Genomic DNA, 21,519 nt, shown 5'->3' with positions numbered 1-21,519 from the left:
TCCGACACCGCGACGGTGCGCCGACCGGGGCGGTCGGCCCTGACAGCCCGCTGCCGCCGGCGTGCCAGGGCCCGGCCGGTCACTTCAGGGTGACGATCTTGCGCATGCCCAGGTCGGCGTTCGGGACGCCCGTCCGCTCGTCGGGAATCATGCAGAGCAGGACGTACCGTCCGGGCTGCAGGCCGTGGGCCTGCACGGAGGCGGTGCGGTCGCCGGACATGGCGCCGAGGCCGGTGGCCGGCCCGGTGAACGGGGACCGGACCGGCAGGTCGCCCAGCGCGACGTCCCGCAGGTACTGCCCGATCTGCTCGTCGGTGGTGTCCGCACCGATCGGCCGCAGCTGCATCTCGTGGATCTGCTCGGACCCGTCGTGCACCAGGTAGGCCAGGTGCGCGTGGTCGACGTCCTCGGTCTGGAAACGCGGGCCCTCGGCCGTGTCCTTCTCGATCACGATGCCGTCGTCGAAGCGGACCTGGTTGTCGCTCTGACCGTTCGTACCGACCAGGTTCAGTTTCCTGGAGACCGGGTGGGCCGGGTCGGCCCGGAACGCGGTGAGGTCCAGCAGGTAGACCGGCCCGGGGCCGACCTCCTCGGTGAACTGCTCGTGCACCTGCGAGGTGACCAGCGCCCCGCCCAGCAGGTCCGCCTCACCGTTCACCGCCCGGATCCCGGTGCGCGCGGTGGCCGGCGACGGGCTGACCGCGTCGGCGAGGTCCCGGAGGACCTGGTCGATGGTCACTCCCTCGTGCGGACGCAGCAGCTGCAGCTGCCGGCCGTTCGGGTCGTCCGTCTTGACCCGGAAACTGACCAGGCCGCCCTTCGCGGTGTCCGGTGCCTGCAGGCCGGAGGCTCCGATGCTCACCTCGACGGGGTGGTCCTCCGGCGAGGCGGCGCCGGCCGTACCGCCCGCACCGACGCTCGTCGCCAGGGCGAGGGCCGAGACGGTCACCGTCCGTACCACGCGCGCGAACACGTGCTCCACCATGAAGAATCCTTTCTGTGGGTGGCATCCGGCGCGGAACATCCCCCACCGCGCGCGGCAGACCACGCCCCGCACCGGAAGGCGACCGGTTCGGACCATCGGGCAGCGGGGCCCGGTCACCGCTGGCGGCGGTGGCGGCGGAGGTGAGGCGGGTGCCGGGCGGATCGTTGCGGTCCTGTTGCGCGGGCAGTGGCGCAGCTCATAGGCGTTGCGGGTGGTTCGTGATCGCATCGGCTGATGCATCAGTTCGAGAACGCCGGGAATCACCTGACGGCCCGCCGGCCGGCTGCCGCAGTCGCGGTGGTCGCGGCCTGTGCGGCCCTGCTCGTGGGCTGCGCAGACGGGGCGACGGGGATTTCGGCGGCCTCCGGCGGTGCCGGTCCGTGCGGGGAGCCGTTGCCGTCGGCGTCCCGCAACGGGCAGGCGTCGCCCGGGCTCGCGCAGGGCGGGGTGCGGATCACGGCCGCCGGTGCGGCCTGCGCCGAGTACGAGGTGACCAATCCGGGGGACGAGACCTCTGATGTCACAGCGGTGTTCAGCCGGCTCTCGGCGGCCGGAGGTGCGCTGGACAACGTGACGCAGGTCGTCACCTCGCTCGCGCCGGGGGCCACCTCGAAGGGGCGGATCGAGCTGGACGGGCACGGGCAGGCACGGCCGGGCGCCGGACCGCTGGTGAAGATCGTCCAGGTCCGCAGTGTGCCCAGCGCCGAGGCCTCGCGGCCGGGCGGGCCCTGCCCCGCCTCGGGCCTGCGGCTGTACGCGGACGACGGCGACGCCGCGATGGGCCTGCGCGCGGTCGGTCTGCACCTGCGCAACTGCGGGACGTCCGCGGTGTCCGTCAACGGCTACCCGAAGCTGCAGCTGCTCGACGTGGAGCACCGGCCGGTCGCCGGGGTGCGCTTCCTGTCCGGCGGCGCCGCGATCGCCGGCGGCACCGGCGCGGACGACCCGCCGCAGGAGATCGTGCTGCGCCCCGGGGAGGGCGCCCGTTCCACGCTGGTGTGGCGCAACACCGTGGAGGCGGGCAGCCCGGTGAACGCCCCGTACGTGCGGGTCCGGGCCACCCCTGACGCGGCCCCGGTGATGGTCGTCCCGGAGATCGACCTGGGTACCACGGGACGGCTCGGCGTCGGCGCCTGGACCAGGGAGGACAGCCGTCCGTGAGCGGGGCGTCCGGACGGGGCGCCGGTGGCTCTCCCCCGCGTGCTCTCGTGCGGGGAGAATTTTCCACGGAAAATTCTGGTCACCGGCGGCCCCGCCCGGGGGCGGTCCGTCAGCCCGGCCGGTCCGTCAGGTGCCGGGCCAGGTCGTTCACCAGGGTGTCGAGCCAGGAGCGCACGGTGTCCGGGTCGAACAGGTCGGCGTCGTACTCGGCCAGGCCCGCGTAGCCGTCCGCGTCCGGGGTGAGGACCAGCAGGAGGTCGGAGCGGGCCGAGGGGCCCGGCACGTCCTCGACCTCGGCGGTCAGTCCGGGGAGGTCGAGGACGGCGGGCGGGGTGCTCTGCACGGTGAGCAGGACCTGCGGGTAGGCGTCCGGCAGCCGGACGCCGCGTTCGCGCAGCGGTTCGACCAGCAGGCCGAAGGGGACGGCGGCGTGGTCGAGGGCGGTGGCGATCGCCGTCGCGGCCGTGTCGACCGACGCCCCGAACCCGCCCGGGGAGCGGGTGGGCAGTCGGATCGGGAGGCCGAAGGTGAGCAGGCCGACGACCCCTTCGTCGGCCGGCCGGGTGCGGTTGGCGTGGGAGAGCACCACCAGGGTCTCCGCCGCCCCGCTCAGCTCGCCCAGCAGCCGCGCGAAGGCGGCGAGCAGGACGGCCGAGGCGGTGGTGGAGCGGGCGGCGGCGTAGCGGCCCACCGCCTCGGCCAGAGCCGCGGGGAGGCGGAAGGCGGCCGTGGCGCCCCGCCCGGAGCGCTGTGCGGGGCGGGGGCGCGCGGTGGGCAGCTCCGCCGCCGGCGCGACGCCGTCCAGGGTCTTGGCCCAGTGGTCGGCGGCCTCGGCGACGGCGGCGCGGGTGACCACGGTCCGCTCCCAGCAGGCGTGGTCGGTCATCCGGCCCGGGTCCCCCGGCAGCCGCCCGTCCGCGCGGTACAGCTCACCCAGGTCGGCCAGCAGGGTCGCCAACGACCAGCCGTCGACCGCGATGTGATGGAGCGTCAGCAACAGCACCCACGCGTCGTCGGCGGGCCGCAGCAGCCGGGCGCGCAGCAGCGGGGCCGCGGCCAGGTCGAAGGGGCGGTCGCTCTCGGCCCGGGCGGCCTCGGCGAGCGCCGCGTCCCGCGCCCCGGGCGTGAGCGCGCGCAGGTCGGCGACCGGGAACTGCACCGGGGCGTTCGGCCGCACCTGTTGGAGCAGGCCCAGGTCGGTGTCCCGGTAGCTGGTGCGCAGGCTCTCGTGGCGCCCGGTCAGCGCCGTCAGCGCGGCGGCCAGCCGCTCGGGCTCCAGCGGCCCGCGCAGGGCGATCCGCTGGGTGATGTTCCACACCGCCGGGTCCGCCGCCCGGTCGTGCGCCCGGTGCATCCGGCGCTGCGCCACCCCGGCGGGCGCGGCGGCCAGAGCCGTGCCGGAGTCGGTCAGGGTGGCCAGCAGCCGTTCCCGGTGGGCCCGGACGAGCCCGGTGGCCTCCTCGTCGAGCGCGCCGGGCGGGGCGAGGTAGCCGAGCCGGTCGCCGGTGGTGCGCAGGACGATCTCGCGTTCGTCGAGCAGCCGGACGAGCCGCTGCCAGCCGTCGTCGACGGGGGTCACAGCGTGCCCTCCTCGTAGGCCGGGGCCTGACGGTCCTCGGTCTGCGGCTGCTGGGCGGCCATGGCGCGGATGGTCGGACGGCGGAAGAAGTCCAGGACGCCGGTCCGGATCCCGGTGGCCTCGCGGACCCGGTTCAGCAGCCGGGTGGCGGCCAGCGAGTGCCCGCCGAGGTCGAAGAAGGAGGTCTCCACGCCTGCGGGGCGGCCGAGTTCCTCCTCCCACAGCCGCTGCACGGTGCGTTCCAGTTCGGTGGCCGGGGCGACGGCGGCCCGGCCCGCGCCCAGCGGCAGCGGCTCCGGCAGAGCAGCCACGTCGAGCTTGCCGTGCGCGGTGAAGGGCAGTGCCGCGACCGCGGCCCACAGCCCCGGCACCATGTGCTCGGGCAGCAGGTCGGCCAAGTGGTCGCGGACCCTGGGCAGTTCGGCGGCGGCGCACTGCACGTACCCGGCCAGTGCGGTGCCCGTCTCGGTGCGGCGGCCCGTCACGGCCGCGCCGCGCACGCCCGGGACGGAGCGCAGCACGGTCTCGACCTCGCCCGGCTCGATCCGGTAGCCGCGCACCTTGACCTGGCGGTCGGCGCGGCCGAGGTACTCCAGGGTGCCGTCGGGCCGCCAGCGGCCGAGGTCGCCGGTGCGGTAGCGGCGGCCTTCCGGGGTGTCGGTGAAGACGGCGGCGCTCTCCTGCTCGCGGCCGGGGTAGCCGAGCCCGACCTGGACGCCGACCGCGTGGATCTCGCCGACCGCGCCGGGCGGGACGGGGCGCCCGGCGGCGTCCAGCAGCAGGATGCGGGTGCCCGGCACCGGGCGGCCGATCGCCGCGTGGTCCGGTCCGTCCGGGGCGATCTCGCCGGCCGTGACGGCGTGGGTCTCGGTGGGGCCGTAGTGGTTGATCAGCCGGCAGCCGGGGTTGCGGGCGAGGAAGGCCCGCAGCCCGGGGGTGAGCAGCAACTGCTCGCCGCCCGTGATCAGTTCGCGCAGGTGGGGCACCGGTTCGTCGCCGAGGGCGTCGACCAGCGCGGCCAGCGGGGTGTACGGCAGGTGCAGCCGCTCGGCGCGGGTCGCGCGGACCACGGCGGCCAGCGCCGTCACGTCGTAGCGGGTCTCCTCCTCGATCAGCAGCAGGGTGCCGCCGCCGGCCAGCGTGGTCAGCACCTCCTGGACGCTGACGTCGAACCCGCAGGAGGCGTACTGCAGAGTACGGGCGGCCGGGTGCTCGGCGACGTTCCAGGCGAGCAGCACGGACAGGCCGAGGGTGTGCATCAGCACGCCCTTGGGGCGGCCGGTGGAGCCGGAGGTGTACAGCAGGTAGGCGGGGGCCTGCGCGGAGGGGGCGGGCAGCGGCGGCAGTTCGGCCGCGGCGGACTCGGCATCGGCGTCCGTCAGGACCGTCGGCAGCGACAGGCCCATCAGGTCCGTGTCCGAGGCGGTGAGCAGCACGGCCGGCGCGCTGTCCGCGGCGATCAGCCGGCAGCGCTCCGGGCCCTGCAGCGGGTCGATCGGCACGTGGACGGCGCCGAGGCGCAGCACGGCCAGCATCGCGGCCACCTGGTCCACCGAGCGCGGCAGCAGCACGCCCACCCGGCTGCCCTCCCGCACCCCGGCGGCCAGCAGCCGGCCGGCCAGCTCGCCGGCCCGGGCGTGCAGCGTCCGGTAGTCGGTCCCGGTGCCGTCGGCGGCGACCACCGCGAGGGCGTCCGGACGGGCGGCCGCGGCGGCGGCCACCGCCGCCAGCGGGTGCGCGGGCGCCGGCTGCGCCTCGGGCCCGCACTCCAGGGCGGGGTCGGCCGGGGCGGCCGTCAGTGCGGCGAGCGGGCGGGCCGGGTCGGCGACGGCGGCGGCGAGCAGCCGCTCGAAGGCGTCGAACAGCCGGTCCACCGTGGCCCGGTCGAACAGGGTCTCGGCGTACTCGACGTGGCAGCGGATGCCGTCCGGCAGGTTGGTGAGGAAGAGCGACAGGTCGAAGGCGGAGCGGTTCACCACGTGGTCGAGCGGGCGGGCCGTCACCCCGGGCAGGTCGAGTTCGAAGACGGCGTGGTTCTCGAACTCGACGAGGACCTGGAAGAGCGGGTTGCGGCTGGTGTCCCGCTGTGGGTTGAGCTCCTGGACCAGGACCTCGAAGGGCAGCTGCTGGTGCTCGTAGGCGTCCAGCGCGCTGGAGCGGACCCGGTCCAGCGCCTCGGTGAAGTCCGGTTCCCCGGACAGGTCCAGCCGCAGGGCCAATGTGTTGACGAAGAAGCCGACCAGGTCCTCGGTGCCCTCGGTCCGGTTGGCCACCGGGGTGCCCAGCACCACTTCGTCCTGGCCGCTGTAGCGCTGCAGCACCCCGGCGAAGGCGGTGAGCAGCACCATGAACAGGGTCGAGCGGCGGCTGCGGGCCAAGTCCCTTAGGCCGTCGGAGAGTTCGGCGGGCAGTTGACGGACGTGGGAGCGGCCCCGGCCGTCCGGCACCGCCGGGCGCGGCCGGTCGGTCGGCAGGGCCAGCACCGGCAGGTCGCCGCCGAGCACCTTGCGCCAGTACGCGAGGCTCTCGTCGTACGCCCCGGCGGCCACCGCGGCCCGCTCCCGGACGGCTTCGGCGGCCGGGGTGGTGGTGAGCACCGGCAGCCGGGCGGGGCGCTGCTCCCTGGCGGCCCGGTACAGCTCGCCCAGTTCCCGGGTGATCACCACGGTGGACAGGGTGTCGATCACGATGTGGTGCATCGACAGCACCAGGACCTGCCGGTCGGGCCCCGTCTCCAGCAGCCGGGCCCGGAACAGCGGGCCCTCGGTCAGGTCGAAGCGGCGGCTGCCCTCGGCGGCGACCAGCGCGGCCACCGCCTCGTGCTCGGGCCCGTCGGCCGCGGCCCGCTCCAGCAGCGGGCCCTCGGGCACCGGGAGCACCTGCTGGAACGGTTCGCCGTCCTGCTCGCGGAAGGCGGTGCGCAGCCCGACGTGGCGTTCGACCAGCGCGCGCAGCGCGGTGTCGAGTGCGGCCGGGTCGAGCGGGCCGTCCAGTTCGATGGCCTTGACCTCGTTGTACTGCCCGGTGTCGGGCAGCATCCGGTGCAGGAGCCACATCCGCTGCTGCGCGTAGGACAGCGGGGCGCCGCGCTGGGCGGAGCGGCGCAGGGTGTCGATCTGCGGCATGCCGGAGGCCACCAGGTCGGGGGCGAGTCCGAAGTCGACGAAGCAGGCGATCTCGTCCGCGCCGGCCGCCCGCAGCTCGGCCAGCACCGACTGCACGCTCTCCGGGGTGCCGATCAGCGCGCGGGAGGCGCAGTACCGCTCGTAGGCGCGCTCCAGCACGAACTCCAGGTCCTCCTCGCGGGTGTTCTCGAAGTCCAGGGTCAGGCCGAGGCTGTTGGCCATCTGCCCGAACAGCGAGAGCGAGGAGCGCAGGTAGTGGCAGAACGGGCGGTACGCCTGCTCGCGGGCGGTGGCGAGGTCGGCGCCCAGGTAGGTGTGGACGAGCACGACCACCCGGCCGGTCTCCGGGTCGAGGCCGTGCTCGGCCCGGGTGCGCCGGTAGAGCGCGACGTTCTCGGCGAGCTGGGCGACGTCCTGGGTCATCAGGTTGGTGATGATGCCCAGGTCGTGCCGGGCGGCCTCGCGGAAGCTGTCCGGGTTGCCGACGATCGCGGTGAACATGGGCGGCTGTTCCTGCAGCGGGCGCGGGTGCAGGGTCACCTCGATCGGCTCCCCCTTGCCGTTGCGGCCCCGGTAGGGCTCGCCGCGCCACAGCGCCCGGACGGTGTCGATCTGCTGGTGCATCAGCTCCTTGTGGCCGCCGTAGTTCTCGGGGAAGAACAGGAAGTCGTTGGGGTGCCAGCCGCTGGCGCAGCCCAGGCCGACCCGGCCGCCGGACAGGTTGTCGACCACCGACCACTCCTCGGCCACCCGGACGGGGTGGTGCAGCGGCAGGACCGCGCAGCCCGCGTTGAGCCGGATCCGGGTGGTCTCCCGGGCCAGTGCGGCGGCCAGGACGGAGGGGTTGGGGAAGATCCCGCCGAAGGAGTGGAAGTGGCGCTCGGGCAGCCAGACGGCGTGGAAGTCGTGCCGGTCGGCGAAGCGGGCGCTCTCCAGGACGATGCGGTACTTCTCGTCCTCCGGGGAGTCCAGGGGGTAGTCGCCGAAGAAGTAGAGGCTGAAGTCGACCGGGCGCTGCGGGTCGCTGACCGGGTGGTACGGCGTCCCGGCGGGCTCGGTGCGGCCGGCGCCGGTGATGCTGGTGGTGCCAGCGGTGCCGGTGCTCGTACGGTCGTCCGCCGCGGGCGCCGGGAGTGCGGCCGCCGGGCGCGGGGCCGGGAGCCGGACCCCGGGCGAGGCCGGGAAGAAGCCGCCGCGCCGCAGGTCGCGCAGCGAGTCGCGGACCGCGTCGGCCACGAACTCCAGGTCGCCGTCGGTGTGGGCGGTGGAGAGGAAGAAGTTGCGCCACTCCCACACGTAGACCCCGCGGGTCAGCAGCTGCGGGAAGAGCAGTTCCATGTCCGCCCGCGGCTCGAACCGGAACAGCGAGCCGAAGTGGGCCAGCCGCAGCGGGAACTCCTCCTCCTCGAAGAACCCGTTGAGGGTCGCGGCCAGCTCGTCGGTGCGGGCGTTCAGCCGCTCCTGCAAGCCGGGGCCGGATTCCTTGAGGTGGCGCAGCACGGCGCCCGCGGCGGTCATCGCCAGCGGGTGCTGGATGTAGGTGCCGCCGAAGAAGGTGGTGTCCTTGGGCGGGTAGCTGTCGTCCCCGTAGTCCCAGTGGCCGCCGTCGATCCCGTCCAGGATGTCGGCGCGTCCGGCGATCGCGCCGATCGGGTAGCCGCCGCCGAGCACCTTGCCGTAGGTGGAGACGTCCGGGGTCACGCCCCAGAAGCCCTCGGCGCCCCGCAGGTGCGGCCGGAAGCCGGTGAGCATCTGGTCGAAGATGAGCACGATGCCGCGGCGGGTGGTCAGTTCGCGCAGCGCGCGGACGAACTCGACCGGCTGGCGCCCCGGGTGGCGGCTCTGGACCGGCTCGACCAGGACCGCGGCGATCCGGTCTCCGAGCTCCTCGATCACCTGGAGGCTCTCCGGGTCGCCGTACCGCAGCACCACGAGGTCGGCGACCGCGCTGCCGGGGATGCCGATCGACACCGGGACGGTCTCCCGGTCGGCGCCGCGGCCCACGGTCCGGCCCAGGGTGTGGTCGAAGTGGCCGTGGTAGGAGCCCTCGAACATGACGATCTTGTCCCGGCCGGTGTACGCGCGGGCCAGCCGGATCGCCCCGGCGTTCGCCTCGGTGCCGGAGTTGGCGAACGCGACCCGCTCGGTGCCGGTCAGCTCCGCCAGCAGTTCGGCGGCCTCGCCGGTCTCCGGGCCGCGCGGGCCCAGCCGCAGTCCGCCGGCCAGGTGCTCGCGGACGGCGTCGGTGACGAACTCCGGGTCGTGACCGAACAGCAGGACGCCGAAGCCCATGGTGATGTCGACGTACGTGTTGCCGTCGAGGTCCTCCAGGCGGGAGCCCCGGGCCCGGCGGGCGGCGAGCGGGTAGAGCATCTCCTTGGTCGCGGAGCGGAAGCCGACCACGGCGCGGCTGTCCGCGAGGGTGCGCCGGTGGCGGCGGGTGACCGCCTTGGAGGCGGCGGTCCGGGCGGTGAAGCGGGCGACCAGCTCGTCCACGTGGGCGCGCTGCTGGTCGGTCAGGCCGCCGGAGGCCATGCCGGACTCCCGGGAGACGGTCACCCGGGGGCCGTGTACCTGCGGGGTGGGCGGGGCGGCCGGCGCGGGTACGGGTGCGGCGGCCGGTGTGAGGGCGGGGGCAGCAGCGGGTGTGGCGGCGGCCGGGGTGACGGCGGGGGTGACGGCCGGCGGCAGGGCGACGGGGGCGGCAGCCCCGGGGAGCGCGGGCGGCGCCACCCCGGTCCCGGCCAGCAGGCCGAGCTGGTCGCGCATCAGGTCGGAGAACTGGCCGAGCAGCGCGAGCTGGCGCTCGATCAGGCCGGTGCCGTCGGCCACCGGGGCGAGCGCGGGCGGCGGCGCGGGCACGGACGGGACGGGCGGGACGGGCGGCGCGAGGTGGACGGGCGGAGCAGGGACGGCGGCTGCCGCGACCGCCTGGGGCGGGGGCGCCGGAGCCGGTATCGGTGCCGCCTCCGGGGCGGAGGCAGGGGCAGCAGCACGGGTCACTACCGGAGCCGCTGCCGGCTCGGGCTCGGCGGCCGGTAGCAGCGCCTCCCGGACCGCGGGCTCCAGCCGGCCGGCGATCAGCCCGGCCAGCCGGGCCGGGGTGTCCGCCGCCTCGAACAGTTCGCGCATCGAGACCCGTACCCGGAAGGTCCGCTCCAGGTCCCGGATCATGTTGATCATCGAGAGCGAGTCGGCGCCGAGATCGAAGAAGGGCTCGTCGGCTCCGACCGACCCCTCGTCGTGGCCGAGCTGGCGGGCCGTCTGCTCCAGCACCTGGCGCAGCACGGCTTCCTCCGCCAGCTGCTCGGGGCTCGCTGCGGGTGCCACTGCGGCGGGCGCCGATACGGACGCCACTACGGCGGGCGCCGGGCCCGGCGTCGATACGGCCTCGGGTACGGCCGACGGCGGAACGGGCTGCTGGGGCGGCGGTGCCTGGTGCATGGCGGAGTCCTCGGTGGTCGGCCGGTCGGGGGCGGTGAACCAGTGGCGGCGGCGCTGGAAGACGGTGGTCGGCAGGGGGACACGGCGGGCCGGGCCGTCCGGCCAGTCGCGGGCGGCGGCGAAGCGTGCCCAGTCGAGCGGGACGCCGTGGGACCACAGCGCGGCGGCCGCGGCACCGAACTGCCGCTCCGGCGGTGCGCCGCGCCGGGCGCCGGCCACGAAGTGGCGGTGCGGCAGTTCCCGGCGGCCCATGCCGGTGAGCGTCGGGTGCGGGCCGAGCTCGAGGAAGAGCTCGTGGCCCTGCCCGTCCAGGGCGGCCAGGACCAGGTCGAAGCGCGCGGTCTCCCGGGTCTGCCGGACGAAGTAGTCGGGCGTGGGCACGGTGCCGGGAGCCAGCACCTCGCCGCCCAGGTTGCTCACCAGCGGTACGGTCAGCGGCCGCAGGCGCAGCCGGGCGAGCTGCTCGCGGAACGGGTCGAGCACCGGGTCGAGCAGACGGGAGTGGAAGGCCCGGTCGGTGGCGAGCCGTTCGGTGGTCACGCCGTCGGCGGCCAGCACGGCCTCGGCTGCCGCGATCTCGCGCGGCGCTCCGGCCAGCACGCACTGGCCGGCGCCGTTGACCACGGCCAGCTCCACCCCGGGCAGCCAGTCGCCGAGTGCGGCCAGCCGCTGCGGGCCGGTCATCACCGCCGTCATGGCGCCGGGCTCGGTCGCCCGGTGCATCAGCCGCCCGCGCACCGCGGTGAGGAACATCCCGTCGGCGAGGTCGAGCGCGCCCGCCGCATGGAAGGCCGCGTACTCGCCGGCGCTGTGCCCGGCGACCGCGGCCGGGCGGAGCCCGAGCTCCTGCCAGAGCCGCAGGTAGGCCGCTTGCAGGGCGAACAGCGCGGGCTGCGCCGCCTCGGTGGTCCAGGCGTCGTCGGCGCCCTCGGGCACGGCGTCCAGCAGCAGCGGCAGCAGCGGCTCGCCCCAGGCGTCGCGGTGCAGCCGGTCGCACTCGTCCAGTACGGCCCGGAAGACCGGGAAGGCGCGGTGGAGTTCGGCGGCCATGCCCCGGTACTGGGCTCCCTGGCCGGTGAAGAGCAGCACCGGCTGAACGTCGCCGCGCCGGGCCTCGCGGTGGACGGGTACGGCGCCGGAGGCGCGGCCCGTGACAGGTACGGCGCCGGAGGCGCGGCCCGCGAGGTGGGCCTCCAGGCCCCGGCGCAGCTCGTCGGGGTCGGCGCCCGTGACGGCGAGGCGGTGGCGCAGCGCGCGGCGGCCGCCGCCGAGGGTGAGCGGCAGGTCGCCGGGGGCGGGGGCGGGCCCGGTGGCCAGCCGGTCGCGGAGCAGGCCGGCCAGGGCGGTCAGGCCCTGCTCGGTGCGGGCGGACAGCGGCAGCACGGTCGGGGCGGGGCGCGGGTCGGCGATGCCGGCTGCGGCCGCCGGCGCCTCCTCCAGCACCAGGTGGGCGTTGGTGCCGCCGACGCCCAGCGCGCTGACCCCGGCCCGGCGCGGGGTGGGGCCGGCCGGCCACTCCCGGCGCTCGGCGGAGAGCCGGAACGGGCTTCCGTCCAGTTCCAGCGCGGGGTTGGGGCGGCTGAAGTTGACCAGCGGCGGGATCGTGCCGTGCCGCAGCACCAGCAGGGCCTTGATCAGCCCCGCCATTCCCGCGCAGGTGTCCAGGTGGCCGATGTTGGGCTTGACCGAGCCGAGCGAGCAGAAGTCGGCGGCCTCGGTGCGGGCGCGGAACGCCTGGGCCAGCGCCCGGAACTCGATCGGGTCGCCGAGCGGGGTGCCGGTGCCGTGCGCCTCGATGTAGCCGACGCTCTCGGCCGGCACCCCGGCCAGGTCCAGGGCCCGGCCGACCACGGCGGCCTGCCCGTCGACGCTGGGCGCGGTGTAGCCGACCTTGAGCCCGCCGTCGTTGTTGACGGCCGAGGCGAGGATCACGCCGTGCACGGTGTCGCCGTCCGCCAGCGCCCGGTCCAGGCGCTTGAGCAGGACGGCGGCGACGCCGTTGCCGCCGACCGTGCCGCCGGCCGCCGCGTCGAAGGCCCGGCAGGCGCCGTCCGGGGAGAGGATCGACCCCTCCTCGTAGCGGTATCCGGCGGCCTGCGGGGTGTGCAGGGCGGCGGCCCCGGCCAGGGCCAGGTCGCAGTCGCCCGCCAGCAGCGACTGCGCCGCCAGGTGCACCGCGACCAGCGAGGTCGAGCAGGCGGTCTGCACGCCGATCGCCGGCCCGGTCAGGCCCAGCCGGTAGGCGACCCTGGTGGCGGCGAAGTCGGCCTGGTTGCCGATCGCGGTCTGGAGCGCGGCCACCGGCTCGGCCGGGTCGGCGGTGGCGGCCAGGGTGTGCTGGTAGTAGTTGCGCAGCGCGTAGAGGGTCATCCCGGTGCCGGCGAAGACCCCGACCCGGCGGTGGGGGTCGGGGGCGTCGTAGCCGCCGTCCTCCAGGGCCTGGCGGCAGATCTCCAGCAGCAGGCGCTGCTGGGGGTCCATCAGCGCCGCCTCGGTGCCGCTGATGCCGAAGGCCTCGGCGTCGAAGCGGTCGGTGTCGGGGAGCGCGCCGGTCACCGGGACGAAGTCGGGGTGGCGGTACTCCGCCGGGCGCAGGCCGGCCGCCGCCAACTCGTCCTCGGTGAAGCGGGTGGTGCTGCGGACGCCGTCGACGATGTTGCGCCAGTACTGCTCGGGGGTGTCGGCGCCGGGGAAGCGCAGGGCCAGGCCGACGATGGCCACCCGGCGGTCGCCGCCGTCGGGGCCGCCGTCCCGGGCGCCGGGCGCGGTGGTGGCGGCCGTGGAGGCGGTGGGTGCTTCGGCCAGGTGCGCGATCAGGGCGTCCACGGTGGGGTGCCGGAACAACTCGGTGGGCGCCGGGGGCGTCGGCAGGACGGCGCCGAGCGCGCCGTGCACCCGCATCAACTGCAGTGATCCGATGCCGAGTTCGGCGAGCGGGCGGCCGGGGTCGAGCGGGGTGTCGAGGACGGCCTCGAAGGCGTCCAGGACGGCCCGGCGCAGCTCGGCGGCGGCAGGGGTGGCGGGCCCGGTGGCGGCGGACGGTACGGCTGCGGCCGGTACGGCGGCCCGCTCGTCGGCCGGCCGGCCGACGGGCCGTCCGGCGGGCGCTTCGCGGACCGGTCGCGGTGCGGTGGCCAGCAGGCGGCGGCGCGCGGCGGGGGCGCTCGGCTCGGGCCCGGCGTACCAGCGGCCCGGGGCGGCGGCCAGCAGCAGCGAGGCCAGTCGGCGGCCGTGCGCGGCGCTCAGCACGGCGATGCCCCGGTCGGCGGCGGCCTGCTCGTGGTCGGTGGCGCGGTTCATGCCGACCCCGCTCCACAGGCCCCAGGAGATCGTCCAGGCCGGGGCCCCGGTCTCCCGGTGCAGCCGGTCGACGGCGCTCTCCAGGTAGCGGTTGGCGGCGGCGTACGCCGTGGAGCCGACGGCCTCCTGGAAGCCGACCATCGAGGAGAAGCCGACGAACTGGGCGCCGGGCCGCTTCCGGACCAGCTCGACGAGGTGGTCCGTGCCGGCCGTCTTGGCGCGCACCGCCTCGCGCCAGTCGTCGGGGCCGGTGTCGGAGAGCAGCGCGAGCCGGTAGCTGCCGGCCAGGTGGAGCACGCCGTCCAGCGGTGCCTGCCAGTCCCGTTCGGCCTCGGCGACCACCGCCGCCAGCTGCTCGGGGTCCGTCACGTCGGCGCGGCGGTAGTCGACCCGGCCGCCGTAGGAGGAGAGCCGGTGCAGCGCGGCGCGGCGCTCGGCCGCCTCGGCGGTCGGCGCGTCCAGGTCGGTGCGGCCGATCACGAGCAGCCGGGAGCCGTGGTCGCGGAGCAGGCCGGGCAGCAGCTCGGCGGCGATCCCGCCGAGGCCGCCGGTGACCAGGTAGCGGGCGCCGGGGGTGAGCAGCGAGCAGCCCTCGGTTGCGCTTCCGGCCTCGGAGTCGGGGGCAGCGGCGCTCCCCACGCCGGGCCCGCTCACGGACCCGGCCGGTCCCAGCCGGGGCACCCACGGGCGGCCCTCGCGCCAGGCGCACTCCGGCTCCGGCCGGGGCTCGGCCAGCAGGGCGAGCAGCGCGGCGGCCTGCTCGGCGGCCGGTGCGTCCGCCGGCAGGTCGATGTGCCGGGCGGCCGGCACCAGTTGCTCGGCCCGGGCTCCGGCGGTCAGCGCCGCCGTCAACTCCGCACTAGGGTCGGGGAGTTCACCGGGCAGCACGGCGTGCAGCCCGGCGCTGACGGTGACCAGCTCGCCGGTCGGCGGCCGGTCGGCCAACGCCCGCAGCAGGGCGAGCAGCGCTTCGTCCCGCGCCGCGGCGTCCGAGGGCCGCGGTGCGTCCTCGGGCCCAGCGCCCCACAGGTGCACCACCCGCGCGGGGCGCTCCTCGCCGAGCGCCCGCAGCCACTCCCCCGGGTCGGTGATCGGCGGCCGGTCCACCACCACGGCCTGCGGCAGGGCGGCGCTCAGCGCCTCGGCGAGGGTGCCGGGGCCGGCCGGGCCGAGCAGCAGGGTCGGCCCCTGCGGAGCCCCGTCGACCGGAGCCGTACGGGCCTGCGGCACCGGGCGGGGTTCCCAGGCGAGTCGGCGCACGCAGTCCGGCAGGGTCCGGGAGTTGGCCTCCGCCAGGTCCAGGGCCACGATGTGCTCGTCGAGTTCGCCGTCGAGCAGCCGTCGGCGCAGCGCGGTGCGCTGGATCTTGCCGCTGGTGGTGCGCGGGAACTCCGACGGCGGTACGGGCAGCACCAGGGCGGGGGCGGGCTGCCGGCGGGCGGCCAGCAGCCGCCGGACCTCGGCGGCCACGGGCGGTGCGGGGGCGTCCTGGTCGTTCGGCACGTAGGCGACCACCAGTTGCTCGGTGCCGGTGCGGTCGTCCGGGACCCCGAAGGCGGCGACGTGCCCGGAGCGCACCCCCTCCACCGAGGCGACCACGTCCTCCAGCTCGTGGCAGAAGTAGTGCACCCCGTTGACGATGATGATCTCCTTGCGACGGCCGGTGAGCACCACCTCCCCGTCGGCCAGGAAGGCCAGGTCTCCGGTGTCGAACCAGCCGTCGCCGACGAAGGACTCCCGGTCGGCGGCCGGGTTGTTCAGGTAACCGGGGGTCACCCGGCCGGAGTTGACCTGGAGCCGGCCGACCCAGTGCTCGGGCAGGGCCCGGCCGTCCTCGCCCGCCACCCGCATCCGGGTGCCGGGCGCGGGACGCCCCATGCTGAGGAAGCCGGTGCCGCGCTCGTGCGAGGCGGGGTCGGCGGGCTCCAGGCGGCCGGTCAGCGAGTCGGTGCGCACCAGGCGGCGGGCGCCGTCCTCGTGGTAGCGCTTGTAGGTGATCACGGTGCAGGTCTCGGCCATGCCCCAGCCGAGCAGGACGTGGTCCGCGCGGACGCCGAACGGCCCGGTGGCGGCGAGGAATTCGTCCAGCACCGCCTCGGTGCACTGCTCGCCGGCGTTGATCAGCGACTTGAGCGCGGAGAGGTCCCAGTGCCGGCCGGGGCCGGCGGCCCGGACCGCCTCGGCGACCAGCCGGAAGCCGAAGTTGGGCGACCAGGAGTGCGCGCCCCGGTAGCGCTCCAGCGCGTCCAGCCAGACCAGCGGGTCGGCGAGCACCAGTTCGGTGGGCACCTGCACCTGGTCGGCGGCCAGCGCCACGTCCCGCAGGTGGAACATCAGCAGTCCGGCGACGTGGTCCAGCGGCAGCCAGTTGACGGTGACGTCCTCGGGCGAGCTGCCCTGGGAGGTGGCGCCGGCCACGTACTCCAGGATGCCGCGGTGGGTGATCTGCACCGCCTTGGACCGGCCGGTGCTGCCGGAGGACAGCTGGAGGATCGCGACGTCGCCGGGGTCGGGGGCGTGCTCGACGCCGGGCGCGCCGGTGCTGTCCGGCGCGGCGCCGGTGTCGGCGGGCCGGTCGACCGCGATGACCCGCAGGCCGGGCGCCGGGTAGAGCTCCCCGAGCCGCGCCAGGCCCGCCACAGCCGGGCCGCAGGCGAGCACCGGCGGCTCCTCCAGGGTCTGCCAGGCGTGCCAGAGCTTCTCCAGGACGGGGTTGCGCTCGTCGTAGGCCGGCGGACGGGCCACCGTGACCGGCTGCACCCCGCCCAGCAGGCAGGCCCACAGGGTGGGGAAGTAGCGCTCGGGGTCGGGGACCTGGAGGATCACCCGGTCGCCCGCCCGCAGCCCGGCGGCGGTGAGCAGGGCGAGGGTCTCCCGGGCCTGCTCCAGCAGTCGGCGGTAGGTCAGCCGGGTCGCCCCGCCGTCGGCCCGGACCAGGTGCAGGCCGCGTCCGGGGTGCCGCTCGGCGGCGCGCAGCAGCGCCTCGGGCAGTGTCCGGGGCGCGTCCGGCGCCGGGTCGGGCAGCGGGGCGCCGACCGCCTCGGTCCCGGTGCCCTCGGGGGCGGCCGTCGGACCGTCCGGGGCGGGGCCCGCCGCCGTCCCGGTGTCGCCGAACGGCCGCCAGTGCGCGGTGAGTTCGCGCAGGTGGCGCAGGGCGGGCCCGGGCTCGGCCGGCGGCCGGGCGGCGGCGGCCGCCAGTGCGGCGCGGTCGGGCTCGCCTTCCGGGGTGCGGACGATGCCGTCCAGGAGGTGCACGTCGGCGCTCGGGTCGGCGTCCAGCAGGGCCGCGGCGGCCCGGCGGCGCAGCGCGGCGGTGTCGGTGTCGGCGGCGGGCACCAGGTAGGCCAGCAGCCCGCGGCGGCCGTCGGCGCGCTCGACCGGCAGCAGCGCACAGTCGGCGACCTCGGGACGCAGCAGCAGCCGGGCCTCCAGGGCACGCAGCCGGGCGCGGTCGGGACCGGTGGAGCTCATCAGGTACGGCACCTTTCGGATCGGTGCCGGGGCGCGCGGGTACGGACCGCCCCGGGGTACGGAGGGTGAGCGGATCGGGCTGGTGCCTGCGGCGCGGTGGCGCCGGCGGATCCGGTGGCGCGGTGCTTGTGGTGGGGCGCGATGGGGAGCGTCGGGGTGCTTTGGGGTGACTGCGGCGGGGCGGCGGGTTCAGCGTTTGCGGGACCGGGCGACCACGACCAGGAAGCCGAGCGCCAGCACGATCGGGACGGCGTGCGAGACGCCGACCACGGTCAGCGGGCTGAGCAGCGCCAGCAGCGATCCGCTCAGCAGCATTCCGGTGCCCATGCCGACGTTCTCGGCGGAGGTCAGCAGCCCGAAGGCCTGGCCGCGCCGTTCGTCGGCGAGGGCCTGGATCCGGGTGGTGTACGAGATCTCGGTGAAGCCGTCGCCGAGCCCGGCGCCGATCGCCGCCAGCAGGAACAGCGGAGTCGGCAGCCCGGTGAAGACCAGGATGAAGCAGCCGGACATCAGACAGGTGCCCAGGGCGAAGGCGCGCTCGCCCGGTTCGATGCCCCGGCGCAGCAGGAGCCGGGAGACCAACTGCTGGGCGCCGAGGTTGCCGACCGCCCAGGTGGCCCAGAACATGCCCAGCAGCGCGGCCGGGTTGCCGGGAGAGTGCTGGTTGGCGAAGACCGGCAGGCTGATGTTGTGCGCGGCCGAGCCGAAGGCGTCCAGCAGCCGGATCGCCGCCATCGCGCCGACCACCGGGGCGGCCCGCAGGACGATCAGCGCCTGCCACCGGCTACCGAGCCGCTTCGCCCCTGCGGCGTCAGCGGGATCAGCCGGCTCCGCGGCAGGCTGCTCGACGGGCTCGGCCCGGGTGCGCAGCGGCAGCCGGAACACCACCACCGCGAACACCAGGAAGCTGGACGCGTCGATGAGCAGCGCCGCGCGGAACCCGGCCCAGGCCACCACCACGCCGGCGGAGGCGAAGCCGAGCACCATGGCGGCCGAACGGCAGCTGGCCATCAGGCTGTTGGCACGGGCCCTGCGCTCGGAGCCGACCATCTCCGGGATGCTGGTCCGCAGCGCGACGGCGCACACCGCGGCCGCGCCGCCGAAGACCAGCGCGAGCGAGTAGAGCACCGGGATGCGTGCCGGGACCGGCGCGAAGGCCACCACGACCAGGGCCAGCGCCTGGGCCAGCGCGCAGCCCGTCATCAGCCGCCGCCGGTCGGTCCGGGCCACCAGGCGCCCGGAGACCAGCCCGCCGACGAGGCCGCCGGCCAGTCGGATGATCAGGTACCCGGCCGTGCCGAGCGCGTTCCCGGCCGCCTCGTAGGCGAACAGGCTGAGCGCCACCAGGTCGAGCTGGCTCCCGTACGTGGACAGGGCGTCGCCCAGTGCCAGCCGGTAGAACACCCGGGGCAGCTTGTCGATGGTCTGGTGCGGTACTTGCTGTGCAGTGTCCGGCACCGGTCCCCCAGGCACGCCGTGTCGGTCGGTTCAGTGTGACATTGCACCGCAATCTAGGGGTGGTCCCCGTAGTAGATCAAGGCCTTGATCGCTCACTTGTCCAAAAGATCGCAAATTCGGCCGACCACGAGCCATCTTTCCGGCCAGACTGGCGATTTGGTGCCGGTACGCCCTATCCGCGCGGCCGCCGGGCCCTCCCCGCCGCTTCGGCGAGGGCCCGCGACGCGGCACGGAGTGCGGCACGCGGCGCGGTCTGGGGGTTACAGCCGGTCGAGCACGCCCCGGAGGGCGTCCATCACGCGCGTACGCCAGCCGGCGCCCATGATCTTGCGGGCCATCATCTGGGCCGGGTCGTCCGGGTCGAACCCTTCGTGGACGAGGAACAGGCGTGTTCCCCGTCCTTCCGGCTCCAGGGTCCAGGTGATCGTCCAGTCGGTGGCGTTGGCAGTGTTGGCGGCGTCGGCGGTATCGACCGCGTCGGCGCTGGAGGCGTCCGCCCACCGGACGCTGAGCATCCGCCCGGCCTCGAACGCGAGGACCTCGGCCTCCACGGTGCCGGAGAACTCGGTGTTGGGGCGGGGAAGGGCGGCCATCGTGTAGCGGTGGCCGACTTCGAGGCGGAAGTCGCCGGGCATCAGCCACTGGGCGATCAGCTCGGGCTCGGTGAGGGCGCGCCAGACCTTGGCCGGCGGGTGGGCGAGGAACTGGTCGACCCGGACGGTCGTGAGGTCGTCCGGGTCTTCGGGGCTGTCGACTGCGGAGGTCATGCCTCATCGTCCGGGATGCGGTCGAGCAGTTCGCTCAGACCCTTGAGCCTGTCGCGCCAGAACCGCTCGTACGGATGGAGCCAGTCCTGCACCTCGGCCAAGGGGGCGGCCTCCAGCTGGTAGATCCGCTGTCGGCCGGACCGCGCCTCCGAGACCAGCCCGGCCTCCCGAAGCACCTTCAGGTGCTCCGAGAGGCTGGGGCGGCGCATGTCGAAGTGGTCGGCGAGTGCCTGGACGGGCTGCGGGCCGCGCTCGCGCAGCAGCCGCAGCACTTCGCGGCGGGTGCCGTTGGCGAGCGCGGCGAACACGCGGTCCTCGTCGGCACCCGTCGTGACCATGGCGTCTAGAAGCCTTCCTTCTCCGTCAGCAGCATCAGGGCGTTGCCGTCGAGGTCCCGGAAGCCGGCCATCCGCCCCCAGGGGGCGTCGTCCGGGCCGCTCACCTCCACACCGACCGCGGCGAGCTTCGCGCAGTCGGCGTCGACATCGGCCGTGACCAACATGATCCCCCGCGCGGAGCCGGGCACGAAATCGCCCGTCCCCGGGCCGGAGAGCGTGAAGACGGTCTGGGCGCCCACGGGGGCGACCTGCAACCAGCGCGCGGGCCCGACCTGCCGGTCGACCCGCACCTCGAATCCGAGCACGTCGGTGTAGAAGGCGAGCGCCCGGTCCTGGTCGGCGACGGGGAGGGTGATGAAGGAGGCGTGGGTGATGTTCATGCCCCCCAAGATAGGTAGGATTTTCCCTACCAGTCAAACGTAGGAGATCCCCTACGCATCCTTTCCGTCCGACGGCACCAGGGCCCGCGGCTTGCGGACCCACGTGCGGACACCCACCCCTGAACCGTCGGCCGGACGACGAGCTCATTGACGTCCACCCCGGCGGGCCGGGCGACGGCGTAGCGGACGGCCTCACGGCATCGCCCCGGCGCGGTTGACCAACACGTCAACGCGCCCGTACCGCTCCTGCGCGGCCGCGACGAAGGACCGGGTGCCCGCCGGAGGGAACCTGGCCACCCGTCAGCCCCGCACGGGTGGCAGGGTATGACCATCGCACTCGTACAACGGAGGAGAACCCCCGGCATGGCCGTCATCCACAACACCACCCTCCAGCCGAGCAAGCTGGAGCTGCTCACCTCCTGGCTCCCCTCCCGTCCCTGGTACCGCGCCGGCGCGGGCGCCCCGGACCTGGCCAAGGCCGGCGGCTTCCGACTGGACGACCCGCAGGGCGAGGTCGGGATGGAGTTCATGGTGGTCACCGACACCTCGGGCACCGCCCCCACCACCTACTTCGTCCCGCTCACCTACCGCGGTGCCCCGCTCGACGGCGCGGAGCACGCCCTCGTCGGCACCATGGAGCACGGCGAACTGGGGCGGCGCTGGGCCTACGACGGCTGCCACGACCCGGTCCTGGTCGCCCAGTTGTCGGCCCTGATCGAGGGCCGGGCCCAAGCCCAGGCCCAGAACACCAGCGACGCCCCCGACCTGGACGTCACCCGCTCCTACCGCGGTGACGCCCCCCTGCACCTCACCACCGACACCACCGACGACCAGGAGGGCACCGCGCTGACGGCCCCCCAGGGCACGACCCTGCGCCTGCACCGGGTGCTGCTCCCCGCCGCCGACGACGCGACCCTCCCGGCCCCGGAGACCGCCGGCCACCTCGGCGGCGCCTGGCAGCTGCCCGACGGCACGCCCGCACAGGGCCTGTTCGCCGTCCTGCACCCCGCCGCCGGCGCCTAGGGCGTGTCGTCAAACCCCCGCCTGCGCGCCGACGTCGGGGCACGCACCTCGCCGCGTTGTCGTCAGTCGCCGATGCTCCGCATGGACTCCCTCCTCCGCCTTGCGATGCACGCACCCCGACGCCGCCACGCCCGCCCTCCGGGCGGACGACGGGGGTTTGAAGACACGCCCGTAGGGCCTGGTCAGGGCCGTGGAGATGTACGCCGCGGGCCTGATCGTCGCTTCCCGTCCGGGGGCGTGACCGCGGCCACGACCCCGGACGGCCCGCAGGGCGGCTTCGCGGAGGAGGCCGTACGCCGGCTCGGGTCCGCCCGCACCGACGACATCAGGGAGCTGATCGCGGCGGTGGACCGCTGCCCGCCGGCCCGGCCCTCCCCCTGGAAACCGCCCGGGGGTTAACCCCACCCCCCTTCCGCCAGCAGCCTCCATGGCTCGCCGTGGCCGCCGTTCCTAGCCTGGGTCGGGTCGATCGACCAGCGACGATCCGC

At 75.5% G+C, this 21,519-nt stretch carries 10 protein-coding genes; 3 read left to right on the top strand and 7 right to left on the bottom strand.

Annotated elements, in window-relative coordinates; all coding sequences use genetic code 11:
- Positions 1–79 precede the first annotated feature (79 nt).
- Entirely contained in the window at positions 80–985 is a 906-nt protein-coding gene (locus tag ACFVTF_RS04925) for a hypothetical protein (RefSeq protein WP_387809070.1), read from the bottom strand.
- A gap of 393 nt (positions 986–1,378) precedes the next feature.
- On the opposite strand from ACFVTF_RS04925, the gene ACFVTF_RS04920 reads away from it, so the two are divergent.
- Positions 1,379–2,146, top strand: a complete 768-nt coding sequence (locus tag ACFVTF_RS04920) for a DUF4232 domain-containing protein (RefSeq protein WP_387809068.1) — start codon at positions 1,379–1,381, stop codon at positions 2,144–2,146.
- A gap of 109 nt (positions 2,147–2,255) precedes the next feature.
- Here ACFVTF_RS04920 and ACFVTF_RS04915 read toward each other — a convergent pair whose 3' ends face one another.
- The 6 genes from ACFVTF_RS04915 to ACFVTF_RS04890 all read right to left on the bottom strand — a co-directional run bounded on the left by ACFVTF_RS04915 (position 2,256) and on the right by ACFVTF_RS04890 (position 20,008).
- Positions 2,256–3,725 carry a condensation domain-containing protein gene (locus ACFVTF_RS04915; RefSeq protein ID WP_387809067.1) on the bottom strand — a complete coding sequence of 490 codons (1,470 nt, stop codon included), beginning with the start codon at positions 3,723–3,725 and terminating at the stop codon, positions 2,256–2,258.
- On the bottom strand, positions 3,722–17,065 hold the full coding sequence (locus tag ACFVTF_RS04910; protein ID WP_387809065.1) for a MupA/Atu3671 family FMN-dependent luciferase-like monooxygenase: 13,344 nt from the start codon (positions 17,063–17,065) through the stop codon (positions 3,722–3,724). The genes ACFVTF_RS04915 and ACFVTF_RS04910 overlap by 4 nt, the downstream gene beginning before the upstream one ends.
- 189 nt (positions 17,066–17,254) lie before the next feature.
- On the bottom strand, positions 17,255–18,523 hold the full coding sequence (locus ACFVTF_RS04905) for an MFS transporter (protein ID WP_387809064.1): 1,269 nt from the start codon (positions 18,521–18,523) through the stop codon (positions 17,255–17,257).
- 260 nt (positions 18,524–18,783) lie between these two features.
- Positions 18,784–19,290: an SRPBCC domain-containing protein gene (locus ACFVTF_RS04900; protein WP_387809062.1), complete on the bottom strand. Its 507-nt coding sequence runs from the start codon at positions 19,288–19,290 to the stop codon at positions 18,784–18,786.
- Positions 19,287–19,628: an ArsR/SmtB family transcription factor gene (locus ACFVTF_RS04895; protein WP_387809060.1), complete on the bottom strand. Its 342-nt coding sequence runs from the start codon at positions 19,626–19,628 to the stop codon at positions 19,287–19,289. The genes ACFVTF_RS04900 and ACFVTF_RS04895 overlap by 4 nt, the downstream gene beginning before the upstream one ends.
- A gap of 5 nt (positions 19,629–19,633) precedes the next feature.
- Positions 19,634–20,008 (bottom strand): VOC family protein, encoded by a 375-nt coding sequence (locus tag ACFVTF_RS04890; RefSeq protein WP_387809058.1) that lies wholly within the window; start codon positions 20,006–20,008, stop codon positions 19,634–19,636.
- Positions 20,009–20,371: 363 nt separating this feature from the next.
- Between ACFVTF_RS04890 and ACFVTF_RS04885 the strand changes: the two genes are divergently transcribed.
- Positions 20,372–21,031: a 1,4-alpha-glucan branching protein gene (locus ACFVTF_RS04885; protein ID WP_387809056.1), complete on the top strand. Its 660-nt coding sequence runs from the start codon at positions 20,372–20,374 to the stop codon at positions 21,029–21,031.
- A 237-nt stretch (positions 21,032–21,268) separates the two neighbouring features.
- The gene (locus ACFVTF_RS04880) at positions 21,269–21,430 is read left to right on the top strand and encodes a hypothetical protein (protein WP_387809054.1); all 162 of its coding nucleotides are present in this window, start codon (positions 21,269–21,271) and stop codon (positions 21,428–21,430) included.
- The last annotated feature ends 89 nt before the right edge of the window (positions 21,431–21,519 follow it).

Source organism: Kitasatospora sp. NPDC057940, from assembly GCF_042887425.1.
In the GTDB taxonomy this organism is placed as follows: domain Bacteria; phylum Actinomycetota; class Actinomycetes; order Streptomycetales; family Streptomycetaceae; genus Kitasatospora.
The sequence above is the reverse complement of the archived record's forward strand: the minus strand, read 5'-3'. Positions and strand labels throughout refer to the sequence as shown.